At 64.6% G+C, this 12844-nt stretch carries 11 protein-coding genes; 5 read left to right on the top strand and 6 right to left on the bottom strand.

From position 1 onward, the window contains the following. Position 1: 1 nt before the first annotated feature. The gene (gene traA / locus GSQ83_RS26465) at positions 2-3832 is read right to left on the bottom strand and encodes a Ti-type conjugative transfer relaxase TraA (RefSeq protein ID WP_254065925.1); all 3831 of its coding nucleotides are present in this window, start codon (positions 3830-3832) and stop codon (positions 2-4) included. 888 nt (positions 3833-4720) lie between these two features. On the opposite strand from traA, the gene GSQ83_RS26470 reads away from it, so the two are divergent. Further along, positions 4721-5059, top strand: a complete 339-nt coding sequence (locus GSQ83_RS26470; RefSeq protein ID WP_158805859.1) for a hypothetical protein — start codon at positions 4721-4723, stop codon at positions 5057-5059. Then, positions 5046-5399, top strand: a complete 354-nt coding sequence (locus GSQ83_RS26475; protein ID WP_158805860.1) for a conjugal transfer protein TraD — start codon at positions 5046-5048, stop codon at positions 5397-5399. Before GSQ83_RS26470 ends, GSQ83_RS26475 begins: the two co-directional genes overlap by 14 nt. Positions 5400-5811: 412 nt before the next feature. Here GSQ83_RS26475 and GSQ83_RS26480 read toward each other — a convergent pair whose 3' ends face one another. The 4 genes from GSQ83_RS26480 to GSQ83_RS26495 form a co-directional block, all read right to left on the bottom strand. Continuing rightward, on the bottom strand, positions 5812-6048 hold the full coding sequence (locus GSQ83_RS26480; RefSeq protein WP_158805861.1) for a hypothetical protein: 237 nt from the start codon (positions 6046-6048) through the stop codon (positions 5812-5814). Positions 6049-6280: 232 nt separating this feature from the next. Next, positions 6281-6706, bottom strand: a complete 426-nt coding sequence (locus GSQ83_RS26485; protein ID WP_174246739.1) for a PIN domain-containing protein — start codon at positions 6704-6706, stop codon at positions 6281-6283. Continuing rightward, the gene (locus tag GSQ83_RS26490) at positions 6706-6957 is read right to left on the bottom strand and encodes a FitA-like ribbon-helix-helix domain-containing protein (protein ID WP_158805863.1); all 252 of its coding nucleotides are present in this window, start codon (positions 6955-6957) and stop codon (positions 6706-6708) included. The genes GSQ83_RS26485 and GSQ83_RS26490 overlap by 1 nt, the downstream gene beginning before the upstream one ends. Positions 6958-7144: 187 nt before the next feature. After that, positions 7145-7957: a calcium-binding protein gene (locus GSQ83_RS26495; protein ID WP_254065949.1), complete on the bottom strand. Its 813-nt coding sequence runs from the start codon at positions 7955-7957 to the stop codon at positions 7145-7147. A gap of 496 nt (positions 7958-8453) precedes the next feature. Between GSQ83_RS26495 and GSQ83_RS26500 the strand changes: the two genes are divergently transcribed. From GSQ83_RS26500 to GSQ83_RS26510, 3 genes are all read left to right on the top strand, one after another. After that, positions 8454-9737 carry an amidohydrolase family protein gene (locus GSQ83_RS26500; RefSeq protein WP_158805865.1) on the top strand — a complete coding sequence of 428 codons (1284 nt, stop codon included), beginning with the start codon at positions 8454-8456 and terminating at the stop codon, positions 9735-9737. Between the two features lie 91 nt (positions 9738-9828). Beyond that, positions 9829-11046: a fumarylacetoacetate hydrolase family protein gene (locus GSQ83_RS26505; RefSeq protein ID WP_158805866.1), complete on the top strand. Its 1218-nt coding sequence runs from the start codon at positions 9829-9831 to the stop codon at positions 11044-11046. Further along, positions 11043-12620 (top strand): aldehyde dehydrogenase (NADP(+)), encoded by a 1578-nt coding sequence (locus GSQ83_RS26510; RefSeq protein ID WP_158805867.1) that lies wholly within the window; start codon positions 11043-11045, stop codon positions 12618-12620. The genes GSQ83_RS26505 and GSQ83_RS26510 overlap by 4 nt, the downstream gene beginning before the upstream one ends. A 21-nt stretch (positions 12621-12641) precedes the next feature. Here the strand turns inward: GSQ83_RS26510 and GSQ83_RS30775 are convergent, their stop codons facing one another. Further along, positions 12642-12806 carry a type II toxin-antitoxin system VapC family toxin gene (locus GSQ83_RS30775; RefSeq protein ID WP_254065926.1) on the bottom strand — a complete coding sequence of 55 codons (165 nt, stop codon included), beginning with the start codon at positions 12804-12806 and terminating at the stop codon, positions 12642-12644. Positions 12807-12844 lie beyond the last annotated feature (38 nt).

Here is a 12844-nt window from a genome sequence, read left to right on the forward strand (position 1 = left end):
ATCACCCCAGGCTCGGTCCCGGGGATGGCCTGGGCCGTGATCTCGGTTGCAGTTCCCGCAGCTTGCGTTCGAGTTCTGCCTTCTCGGCAACCTGCTGTCTGGCTTCCGCCGCTGCCTGCGCGGCCTTACGGCGCTGCACTTCTGCATGCTGGCGGGCTGCTTCCACGGCCACATGGCGGTCCGCGAGCTGCTCGGCCTGGGCGATGTTGCTCGACAACTCATAGACCCTCGAAAGGACCTTGTTGCTCGCCAAATCCGTATACGGCCCCAGACGTGCGTTCGCTGCCTTTCGGAAGGCCGCTAACTCTGCGCGTATCCATAGAGGAATGGCATTCCAAGCAGGTGCCACACGAGCAGCCTGTCTAATCTCACTGGAACTTAGCTTTTCGACCGGCCGATTGTGCACACTCACCGTCGTGCTGACGCCAACCCGGTGCAGACTGGTGATGGCCGCCAAGGCCTCGGTCGACAGGCCAGGCACTTCGACCGCCTCGCAGCCGCGCTGTACCTCAAGCTTTAGACGGTATCGATCTTCAAGCTCCGCAGGCAACCGGCAGAACGCGCGTATGGCGCTGGGAAGGTGCGGAACGTCTAGCTTGGCCAAATGTCGCTCCATGTAAGCGTCCGCGCCTGCAAAAAGCATGGTGCTCCCCCGTAACTTGCCGAAAACACCCGCTCCTTTCTTCTCGAGCTGAGCAATGAGATCTTTAACGGTCGCGCTCTTCTGCATCAGTGCATCCAAACGGGCGCGGGCAGCCACAGGGTTGCGATAGATACTCTCAAGCTGAGACTGCAGCGGGCAGGGCTGGGTGGCGAGATGTTCCGCCACTAACCGGGCGACTTCCGCCTTCGTCACCGGCTGATACGGCACAGCGGGCAGCATCGGCTCTAGCCGATCATCCCGGGCGCGCTGAGGCGCAAGGTTTGCTTCGAGCCCCGCGAGCCGCTCCTCAATCGGTATTGACACTTGAGGTGTGCGGTCGCTGCTCTGGGTCCTAGGGCGATGATCGGTGGGCGATGGGGATGTGGGAGCAGAGGGCTGGTGCATCTCGCGATCCGGCCCGGCTTGAGCTTCGCGGTGTCTGGCAAGGGCAGCCAGAGACGCTGCAGCAACACCCTGCCGGCGCGGGGACCGCGCTGGCAGGGAAGCAGGCCGTGGCCCAACTTCGGATTGTCTCTGCTCGTCGCGAGCCCTGCCGGACTCCGGGATTGGCCTCTCCGTCTCAGGCTCCGGCTGCACCAGAACGATCTCGCTGACGGGCTGAAGCGGATCGAGCCCGCGCCACCCAGCGTAGGCCGCGATGGGATCGGGTTCTGGCTGCTCGGCATAGTCGAGCGTCGTATCCTTCGCTCGCTCCCGTCCGAGCCGTGCACCCAGCTGCTCCACGTCACCGAACTCGTCGGCCGCCCAGTGCAGCTGCGCGGCATGGCGATGCCGGCTCATCGCCACGTAGACCAGATGTCGGTCCATACTGGGCGTCGCCAGCACATGCGCCTGGTCGACTGTGATCCCCTGGCTCTTATGCACCGTCGCTGCATAGCCGTGATCGAGATCGGCATAATCAGCCAGGTCGACGCTGACCTCGCGCCCTGTCCCCGCCCCGCCCGGTCCATCCAACCGCACGGTCAATTGCTCGCCATCGATCGCCGTCAGCGTTCCTAAGGTGCCATTCTTCACGCCGAGCCCACGCTCGTTCCGCAGAAAGTAGAGCCGGTCCCCTCCGGCAAAGGCGCGTGGTCCCAACTCCGTTTGTAAGATGTGATCCGGCCCGAGTTCGCCGGCGGCTCGGCGCATCGCCCGGGCCGCCTCGTTCAGCACCCGCACGTCCGCCCGCTCATGCGCCAGGATAATCTGACTCTGGGTCGGGTCTGCCCGCCGCGCCGCATCCCACCCGGCAACAACGCCATTACGGGTCGCCTCGCGCGTCGCGTGCTGATGCACCATGCCGGTATCGTGGTAGCGACCGAGGGCGGCGCCAGTGCGCGCGGTCGCCAATTCCTTGGTGGCCAAGCGTTGCCAGTCCGGCCCCTGCCGCCGCGGCTCGCTGATCCCCATCATCCCGACCTGGTCGGCAATTGCCCGGAACGCCGCACCGGCCTCGATCGCCTGCAGCTGCTCGGCATCGCCCACCAACACCAGCTTGGTGCCGGCCGCATGCACCCGCTCGATCAACCGGCCCAGCTGACGCGAGCCAATCATCCCCGCCTCGTCCACCACCAGGATGTCCTTGGGTGTCAGCAGCTCCTTGCCCTGCGCCCAGGCGTATTCCCAGCTGGCGATGGTCCGGCTCTCCACCCCGGCGCTGCCCTGCAGTCCTTCGGCGGCAATGCCGGACAAGGCGGCCCCGCGCACCCGATAGCCTTCCGCCTCCCACACTGCGCGCGCCAGACCAAGCAGCGTGCTCTTGCCGCCGCCGGCAATGCCCACGACCACAGCCAAGTCCCGCGATCGCGTCACATGCAGATAGGCTAAAGCCTGCTCTTCGCTGAGCTGGCGGTATTGGCTATTGGCGGCAGCGATCCGCCGCTTGTCGTTCACGCGATGTGAGGTCTGTTTGTTGAGCGCGACCGCCGTCGCCATCAGCCGCTGCTCGATGCCCACCATCTCCCGGGTGGAGAAGCGGTCGCGGCCCCGGCCGTCCTTGCCGATCCGCACCAGCTCCGGCGACGCCTCCACCTTGGCCATCACGGCGGTGAACTGCGCTGCCCCGTCCGTTTGCCGGTTAATCAGCCGCGCCAAATCCTGCCGGGTGAAAGTCGATTGCTGATGCGTCAGCGCCTGCAGCGCCAACTCGGGCTCGGCTAGCAGGCGTTCGCCATTGCGCCGGGCGATGGCGCGGTGCTCGTCCGCCCGCTCCGCATCCTCCTGCCGCGCGGCGCGCCTTGCTCCCGCCGGGCCGATCTTGTTCTGCGGTTCGAGGACGATGCCCCGCGCGGCATGAGAGCGGTGATCGACCTGGACGTCATGGCCAAGCTCGGCCAGCCGGGCATTAACCATCTCCGCCCAGCGCTCCCGCCACAGCCGCAACAGGTCGCGGCTGTTCCACGCCCGCTCCTTCAACCCGAAGCCGGCGTCGTTCGACAGCGCCGCGGCAGACTCAGCATGGCGGCGTAGCCCCGCCCGCAAGCGAGCGGCTGCCATCAGTCCCGCGACGCGAGCCGCCGCTCGATGATCTCCAGCTTGGTCAGGATGGTTTGCTGTTGCAGCTGGATTGCCTCCAGCGTTGCGCTGATCACCCGGATCGGATCGCTTTCCGTCTCCTGCATCAGCTCCAGGATCTCCCGGGATGTCACGTGCGCCCCGCGTGCCTCGTTCAGAATCGCCTTGGCGCTGGGTTCGTCCGGCATGGCTCTTCTCCCGTCGTTGGCCGGTGGGGTGCACCCTCCGCATGGTCAGCAGCATGTGCGCATGCGGCTGCGCTGCACCGTCCGTGGCCACGCCCCAATGCACGTTCAAATCGGCGACCATGCCGCGGGCGACGAATTGTTCGCGGACAAAATCCTGCACCAACCGGATCGCTTCGGCCTGGCTCAGCTCACGCGGCAGAGCGATCTCGATCTCGCGCGCCAGCTGGCTCTTACGCTGCGCGCCATTGCGCACCTCGCCGGCCGTCACTTCGTTCCACAGCGTCTCGCGATCGCGCCAGCGGTCCGGCGCCCCCGCGGGCAACATGATCTCGGAATGCACGATGCCGGGCTTCGCTAAATAGTTCTGCATGCGGCCGATCTCGTTGTCGAACAACGCAGCGCCCGCGCGGTAGGCCGCCGCGGCGACGATGCCACGTCCCTGGCCGCGGCTGATGACCTTGCTCTGGAAGTGGTAGATCGCCACCGGACGCCTTCTGGTTGCTCGGGGCACCGTACCACCGCCCTGCGGGAGTGCAAGCAAAAGCAGCGCTTTTGTATAAGCGCGCATCCGGCTGATCTGCTCCGTTGCACTCCGCAGGCCGATGACGCGTCAAGCCGTTCCGCTCGCTCTCCGCGTCATCGGCACGGCCGTTGCTGACAACAGGACACCGGAGAGCGCGACACGCGCCAACAAGCTTCCCGGTCTTCCGCAGCCCGGCTCAAGCGTATGATCTGCGGTACCGCCGCCGGCACGGTGTGAGCCGCTGCGGCGGCTATTTCGCCGGACCGGTAATTGCTTCTGGCCAAACCCCGGCGCCATTGGAAATCACTCAGCTCCGGCCGGAGAAGTTCACCCTGCTCCCCGCGTCTGACAGTGAGGTTGATCTGCGTGACGAAGACAGATCAGGGACGTCGATATCCCGGTGCGCGCGCCTTCGGCCGCATTCGCTTGGTTGCCAGCATCGGGCGGCGGCCGGGTCATCTCGTCTTCAACGACAAGAAGGCTGCCGCATGGCTTCCGGGCTCCCAGCCGGGCGCATCGCGTATGGGTCGAAGCCTTCCCCTCGGGCCTCCCTGCTGTGACCGTGTTGGCCTCCATCTCAGGCACGGCATCTAGCTTTTAGGGCCCTGCTCTCCGACTGACTTGGATCACCGGAGCCGCCTGGCCACGGGTAGAGGCCGAGCGTCTTGGTGTTGAAAAGCTGCCGGCATCCGTCTCCCGTTCATCATCTCTCCCAGCCATGCCCAGACGCACCGGACGAGGTGACACGCCGCGTCGGTAACACTTTCGTGAAGAGCCTCGTGAGACCCACCCGTTCGCGCCGATCGCATCGACGCTCCTGTGCGGACTCATTCCCACAGGAGAAACACGGTGCCTTCCAAGACTCTCGATATCGATGCCGACCTCAAGGCCTTGCTTGCCAAAGCCGAGAAGATGAAGACCGACCAAAAGCTTCGCCTCGGCGGCCTCGTTCTGGAGACCGGCGCCGACAAGGTGCTGGACGCTGACGCCTTCCAGGACCTGTTGCGTTGGGGCATGGACCAGCTCAAGGCGAACCCTCATGCCGCGGAGGCGTGGCGTCGTGGAGATGCCGGGTTTCCCGCTAAGTTGGGCGTTAGCGACAACGCCCTCCCCGGCAGTGGCAGAGCACCGTCCGTCCCGCCGCGCAATCGAACTGCGGACCTGCTTGAGGGCAATGCGGCGCAATGAGCAGGCCATCGCCCGTCTGCTCAGGCGCCGGGCCTTGAGCAATGTCCGCGACTGGCAGGCCGAGCGGCGCGCCCGCACCCGCCATCTCATCGAACTCGGCGGCCTTGTCCTCAAGGCCGGGCTGGCCGAACTCGTCGAAGATGACCGGGCCACCATGTTCGGCGCGTTGCTCGAGGCCGCCGCTCGGCTCCAAGGTCACGGGCACCACGACGAGGAGCCTGAGGCGCTGAAGAAGCTTTGGAGGCGACGGGGACTGCGCGCCTTCGATGCCGATGCTGCGGAAGCCGCAACTCAGGCAGAGGGCAAGCGGAGGGAGGCAGCGTTGGCGGCAACCGGATAGAGCAACAGGATCGCGGCGAGGGCTGGCAAAGTTCAGATCTACGTCGCGATCGCCGGCGTCCCCTGATCGTCGCTCGGATACCGGCGGCGGCTGACCCTCGAATAATAATGACGAAGGCCGGCGTGAAGCGGCTGCGCCGCAAATCCGTAAGGCGCATTTTGATCAAGCACGGGCACGCTGCTTCTAAGGGGTGGCCGGGATGACGAGCCCGACAGCCGCCGCAGCGCGTTGGCCGCGGTCATCTTCCTTTTGCCAAACGAAGCAGACCCATGCCCGCTTGCGGGACGGCCACCCCGGGGCTGGTTAACAAGAATGGGTCGAAGCGCCAATCGTAGGCCGCCTGTCATCATTGTGCGTCGGTCTCACCGAATGTGCGCTGTGTCTCATGGAATGTGCGCCGGCAGACCTACACCTAAGAAGCGGCGCGGCGGGCCTTGGTGGAGCGCTCGAAACGGGCCTTCCAGAAGGCCATATCGGCTTCCCGGCTGAACATCACGCGCACGCCCTTGCCGCCCTGGCTCACCCGGACCTTGCCGCCGTTCCGGGTTCTATGATCGGCCAGCCATTCCAGAAATTCAGGCTCCTCGCTGGTGCGGCCCTCAAATTCGAGAACCCCGGCGATTTCTTCATGTTTTTGGCGTCTGACCATCGCTCGGCATCCTCAACACTGTCGCATCTCTCGATCCTTCGGGCTTCGAGTGCTGGTTGAACCCTCTGGCGCCGTAAGCTGGATCCGGGGCCGTCCCCGATTGCGCCTGAGTTACAGCGCGCCTGGACGCTCGTATAGCCGGTCCCACGCGCTCGCGGCGCTTCTCTGACCCCTGCCGGCGACGCATCCCGTGTCACATTTGGCGGCTTACGCCGCGCAAGCCTGCGCCGGCTTAACGATACACCTCCCACGGATTGATGAGCGGCACACCGCAATCCTCGAAGCCGCTGGTGTCGCGTGTGACCACGACGGCACCCTTGGCGCGCGCCACCGCCGCGATCATCAGGTCGAGCGGTGTTGCCGTACGGCCGGCGCGCTTGCGGGCGGCGAAGATCTTGGCATAGGCAGCGGCAGCCTCCGTGTCGAAAGGCAGCACGCGCCCGTCGAAATCCTCCGTGAATATGGCTCGGGCCGCGGCTTCCAGGGCCAGACGGCGGCGGCATTCCGGCATGATGGCGAGACCGGATAGGATTTCGGCCTGGCAGACCGTGGCGGTGTACAGCAAATCCTCCGGCTGGCCAGCGATCCACGCCGCCACTTCCGGCACCGGCCGAGAGCCCATGATCGCGGACAGGATATTGGTGTCGAGGACGAACATCAATCGAAGCGGGGCGGTTCGCGATCCGGCAGGCGCGGCGGCAATTCCAGATCATCAGCGCCGCTGAGCGGTTCGAAGCGGGCGCGGATGCGCTCATAGAGGTTAGGCCCCGGCGGCGGTTCCGGCGCCTGAAGGGTCGTCCGAAGAATCAGCCGTGCCTCGGCTTCCATGGAGTGTCCGTGCTCGGCGGCGCGGATGCGCAGCCGCTCTTTCACCGCCGGGTCGAGATTACGGATCGTGATGCTACTCATGGGTAGGAGTGTCGTTGTCTGCACGACATTCATAGGCATTGATTGCAATGCAATCAATGCCTGCAAGTTTGCACCGGCCCTCACTCCTACCCAACCACCCACGACAGTATGCTGATGGGTGGCCGGGTGGGGGTGAAGGCCGGTGCAGAACTGCAGTCTCGACCTTAGGTCGAGACTGCTCAACCAATCAGAACTGCTTGTGGTCGACGCCCGTCAGAGTGATTTCGGTGCCGTCGGTCAGTTTAATATGATCCGAACCGCCCGTTATCGTCTCCGACGCCACTGGCGGTTCGGTTCCGTAACCGGTGAAGGTAAGCTTATCGCCGCAAGTAAAGTCGTTGATCGTTTCCGTGCCGCCCGCATGGCCGGACAGGAAGTTGAAGATGTCCTTGCCCGCGCCGCCAGTGATCGTGGATGCGCCGCTGCCGCCCACCACGGTATCCGCGCCGCCACCCAAGGTGACCGCACCCGTACTGCTGCCGGTGAAGACCTCTTCCGGTTTAGAACTGGCCGTGCCGTCGAAGGAGAAAGCCCCGCTGCCGCCGATCATCGTGGTGGGGCCGGTGCCCGCGAAGGCATCCGTCTTGCCGGAGCCGCCAATCAGGGTAGTGGGACCAGCGCCGCCTATGAGGGTGGCATTGCCGCTGCCGCCGGAAAATGTCGTGGTCCCCGGCCCGGAGCCGCCAAACAGCGTGGAGCTACCCGCGCCGGCCTGGACTATGGCATTACCGGTGCCGCCGACAAAGAAGAGCGGATCGGCATCGCCGAAGACCGTGGCGTTGCCGCTGCCGGCAAAGATGGTGTCGTCACCATGGGCAAAGATCGTGCTGGTGCCGCTGCCGCCGGTTAGTAATACCGTCGTCGAACCTTGAAGGATATAGGTAGTATTTCCGGCGCCCCCAAGTAACGTGTCTTTTCCAAAAAGGTCAATTACAGTACTAATACCTTTTGGGATGAAATTAAAACTAGCTGTTCCGCCTATGATTGTTGTCTCTGCCATGCTCAACTTTTCCTACCGTGGTGAAATGGACCATATCGGATAAATTTGCTTGTAGTGACTTCGAGATATCAAATAACGCACAAATTTGTGCAGCGCAACAGAAATCTAACCCTGAATTAATTATTTAACAACCAAGTACTAACCACGGCCGCGGCCGTGTTGTCTGAATCTTTGACAAAAAATTGTCACATTGGAGACTGTTTCAGAGCTCGGATACTCATGTTGTATTGTCTAACGATAAAACTCTTCACAAAAATCTATAAAAAAGGATTTTCTAACGATTGATGCATTTTCGCGGGTAGTTGGGACGTCATTCTCGGGATCACGATCCAGTGACGATCCTGCTTTCCGCCAGCTTCGCGGCTACGCGCCTCGCATTGCGCTCATGCTAGAGATTGATCGCGGGCCATCGCAGGCTTTGGAAGGCTGCGCGGCAATAGAAAGGCTTTCGCAAGGGACCCGCGTGAAGCGGGCAAGCGGGGAGGAGAAGAGGCGCATGAACGCGGTTCTGTTCAGGAACGTGACCATCTGGGACGGGATCGACGACGCGCCTTATCCGGGCGAGGTCGTCGTCGAGGGCAATCGGATCCGCGCTGTCGCACGAGGTCGCAACCAGATTGCCTCAGAACGCGCCGCCGAGATCATCGACGGCCAGGGCATGACGCTGATCCCCGGCCTAGTCGAGGGCCATTGCCATTTGTCCTTCGTCGGCGTGAACCAGAACAAGGATCTCGGCGAAATCCCCGTCGAGGAGCATCTGTTGCGGACCTGCCGTAATGCCACCCTCATCTTCAACCACGGCTTCACCAGCTGCTATTCGGCTGCCTCCGCCAAGCTGCGGCTGGACGTCGTGGTTAAGGACGAGATCGAGAACGGCTACCTCGCCGGGCCACGCTACCGCACCGCCGGACCAGAAATCACAGTGACTGCCGGTCTTGGCGACGAACGGCGACAGAATATCCCGGCCGAGAGCTTCGGCATGATAGCCGACGGGCCGGACGAGATCCGCCGCGCCGTGCGGCTTTGCATTCGCGAAGGCGTGGACAATGTGAAGATCAATATCTCCGGCGACGAATTCGTGAGCCACGTGCGCGGCGAGGTGACCTCGATGACTGAGGTCGAAGTCGCGGCCGCTGTTGAGGTGGCGCATGAATGGGGCAAGCGGGTGTCCTGCCATGCCCGCGCCGCCGCCGCGGTGAAGCGCGCCGTGCGCAATCAGGTCGATTGCATCTATCACTGCGATTTCGCCGACGAGGAAGCACTCGACATGCTGGAGGCTGCGAAGGATCGCCTCTTCGTCGGCCCCGCCTTTGGGCTGGTGCATAATGCCGTCTTCGAGCATGACCGCGTCGGCATGCCGCGTGCCGCGGTGGAGAGGATGCAATTGCCGCGCAAGCTCGAGGCGACTTGCCGGGCCTATCACGAGATCCGTCGCCGGGGTATTCGCGTGGTGATCGGCGGCGATTACGGTTTCAACATCACGCCGATGGGTGAGAATGCACGGGATATCGGGCATTTCGTGAAGTTCTTCGGCTATTCCCCGGCCGAGGCGCTGCGCTGCGCCACCAGCGTCGGCGGCGATCTCATGGGCCACGCCGGCGAACTCGGCGTCATTCGTGAGGGAGCACTGGCCGACCTTCTGCTCGTTGACCGCAACCCGCTGGAGGATCTCTCCGTGCTCGTCGGGCCAGATCACTTTGCGATGATTATGAAGAACGGCAAGATGCATCGAGACCTCATCACGGCGCGGCCTGCGGGGCAGCAACTTGCGGCGGAATAAGCGACGCAGCCTTTACCAACGACAGGCTTGGCCAACGACCAGTTCTGACGTCAGAACTGGCTGAGACGTTGGCAAAAACGGAGATGCCGAGATGCTGTACGACGCCTATGTGGCACCTGAGGATGGTTATGCAGGAAGCTGGGTGGGGCGCGTCTGGTTGCCCGGCTCCCAAGGTGGCCCTGCGGTCGTCGTCATCCGGTCAGACGGCGTGTATGACGTCTCGCGCCATGTCGCGACGATCTCGGCACTGCTCGACCTCGAGGATCCGGCGGCTTTTCTTCGCACTCTGCCGCTCGGGGAATCGCTCGGCACGGTCGAGGCGCTGCTGCGCAACAGCGATCCGGAGGCCCAGGATGCAGCACGGCCCTTCTTCCTGGCGCCGATCGATCTCCAGGCCGTGAAAGCCGCCGGCGTCACCTTCGCGGCCAGCCTGCTGGAGCGCGTGGTCGAGGAACAGTGCAAGGGCGATCCCGCCCAGGCGGCCGCCGTGCGGGCGGCGCTGGCCGCTGAGATCGGCACGGATCTCTCCGCCGTGACGCCCGGCTCGGAAGAGGCGAAGGCATTGCGGACCGCACTCATGGCACGCGGCTTGTGGTCGCAATATCTCGAAGTCGGGCTCGGTGAGGATGCGGAGATCTTCACCAAGGCACAGCCGCTCTCCGCGGTCGGCTATGGCGCGACCGTCGGCATCCATCCGAAATCCCACTGGAACAACCCAGAACCAGAGATCGTGCTGGCCGTGTCGAGTGCCGGCCGCATCGTCGGCGCGGCCCTCGGCAATGATGTGAACCTGCGGGATTTTGAGGGGCGCAGCGCGCTGCTGCTGTCCAAGGCCAAGGATAATAACGCCTCGACCTCCATCGGCCCCTTCATCCGCCTCTTCGATGGGAGTTTCTCCCTCGACGATGTGCGGCGGGCCGATGTCACGCTGCGCGTCGAGGGCAGCGACGGCTTTGTCATGGAGGGGGTGAGCTCGCTCAGCCGAATTAGTCGAGACCCGGCCGATCTAGTGGGGCAGACGATCGGCGGCACGCACCAATATCCCGACGGCTTCGTGCTGTTTCTCGGCACCATGTTCGCGCCGACCCAGGATCGCGGGAATGGCGGCGGCTTCACGCATAAGCGCGACGATGTGGTCGTCATCGGCTCGCCGCGTCTCGGCACACTGGTCAACCGCGTCGGCTATAGCGACGAGGCACCGCGTTGGGAATTCGGCTTCCGCGCGCTCATGGCCAACCTCGCCTCGCGTGGACTGATGGAGGCCGCCGTGCGGCCGCGCCGCGATGCCAGCGAAGGGAACCATCCATGAGCATCATCGGCGATCTTCTCATCGGCGACCGCCAGCTTCGTGGCGAGCAAGGCGAGATCCGGGCGATTGAGGCGGCGACTGGTAAGCCCCTAGAACCTGTCTTCGGCGGCGCCAGCCGCGCCCAGATGGAGGAGGCCTGCCGCCTCGCCGCCCTCGCCTTCAATCCCTATCGGCACCAATCGCCGGAAGCGCGGGCGCTGTTCCTCGAGACCATCGCCGAAAACATTCTCGAACTCGGCGAGGCGCTGATCGAGCGCTGTATGGCCGAAACCGGCCTGCCGCGCGGCAGGCTCGAGGGCGAGCGCGGCCGCACGGTCGGCCAGCTACGCCTCTTCGCCACGGTCGTGCGGGACGGCAATTACCTCGACCTGCGGGTCGATCCGGCCTTGCCCGAGCGCAAGCCCCTGCCTCGCGTCGATCTGCGCCTGCGCAATATCCCGCTGGGTCCGGTCGTGGTTTTCGGTGCGAGCAATTTTCCGCTCGCCTTCTCGGTCGCCGGCGGCGACACCGCTTCCGCCTTGGCGGCCGGCTGCCCGGTCATCGTCAAAGCGCATTCTGCCCATCCCGGCACCTCGGCGCTGGTCGGCCAAGCTGTGCAGCAGGCCGTGGCCGCCTGCGGCATGCCAGAGGGCGTCTTCTCACTGCTCTTCGCGCAGGACCGCGAGATCGCCCAGGCCTTGGTCGCCGACCGGCGGATGAAGGCAGTCGGCTTCACTGGCTCGCGTGGCGGCGGCATCGCGCTGATGCGAACGGCGGCAGCGCGGCCCGAGCCGATCCCGGTCTATGCCGAGATGAGCAGCATTAACCCGGTGCTGCTCCTGCCCGGCGCTTTAGCCGAGCGCGGTGCCGCCATCGGTCGCGCCTTCGTCGGCGCCCTCACCCTCGGGGCAGGCCAGTTCTGCACCAATCCCGGGCTTATCCTGGCGGAGGAAGGTCCAGGGCTCGACGGCTTCCTGCAAGCCGCGGCGGAGAGCCTCGCGGCTGCGGCGGCGGCCACCATGCTGACGCCCGGCATCCATCAAGCCTATTGCACGGGGGTCGCGAAGCTCGCGCGGCATGCCGAGGTGACAACCATCGGTCTTGGATTGGAGGGCGCCACCAATCAGGGCCAGGCCGGGCTATTCTCGACCACGGCCAATGCCTTCCTTGCCCATCCCGAATTGCAGGAGGAGGTTTTCGGCGCCGCTGGCCTCGTCGTGCGTGCCGGCAGCGCCGAGGAGCTGCAAGCCGTGGTCGAGGCGCTGGAGGGCCAGCTCACGGCGGCCGTTCATTTCGCCGCAAGCGACACCGCGCAGCTGGCGGCGCTGCTTCCTTTGCTCGAAAGCAAGGCCGGCCGCATCCTGGCCAATGGTTTCGGCACCGGCGTGGAAGTGTCGCATGCCATGGTTCATGGCGGACCCTACCCCGCGACCTCGGACGGCCGCTCGACCTCCGTCGGAACTCTCGCGATCCGCCGTTTCCTGCGGCCGATCTGCTACCAGGACATCCCGAACACGGTGCTGCCCGAGGAATTGCGCGACGGCAACCCGCTCGGCTTCTGGCGCCAAACCGATGGTGTGCCGGGCAGGGAATAGGTGGAGCGTCGCATGGCCCGCTCACAAGCGGGTCGTGGCCTCCGCATGCGCAAGCTGTCGATCCAGGGTCACCAGCTCCGCTTTGAGCTGCCGGGCAAGCCAAAGGTAGCTCGCGTCGTAGGCGGTGAGGCCGGTCTCGCTTGCAAGCTCCAGGACGGCGCCGTGATCGAGGGAAACCTCATCCACGCAAGCGATCTCGGAGGCGTGACGCCGCCAACCGTCGC

The organism is Acidisoma sp. L85, from assembly GCF_009765865.1.
In the GTDB taxonomy this organism is placed as follows: domain Bacteria; phylum Pseudomonadota; class Alphaproteobacteria; order Acetobacterales; family Acetobacteraceae; genus Acidisoma.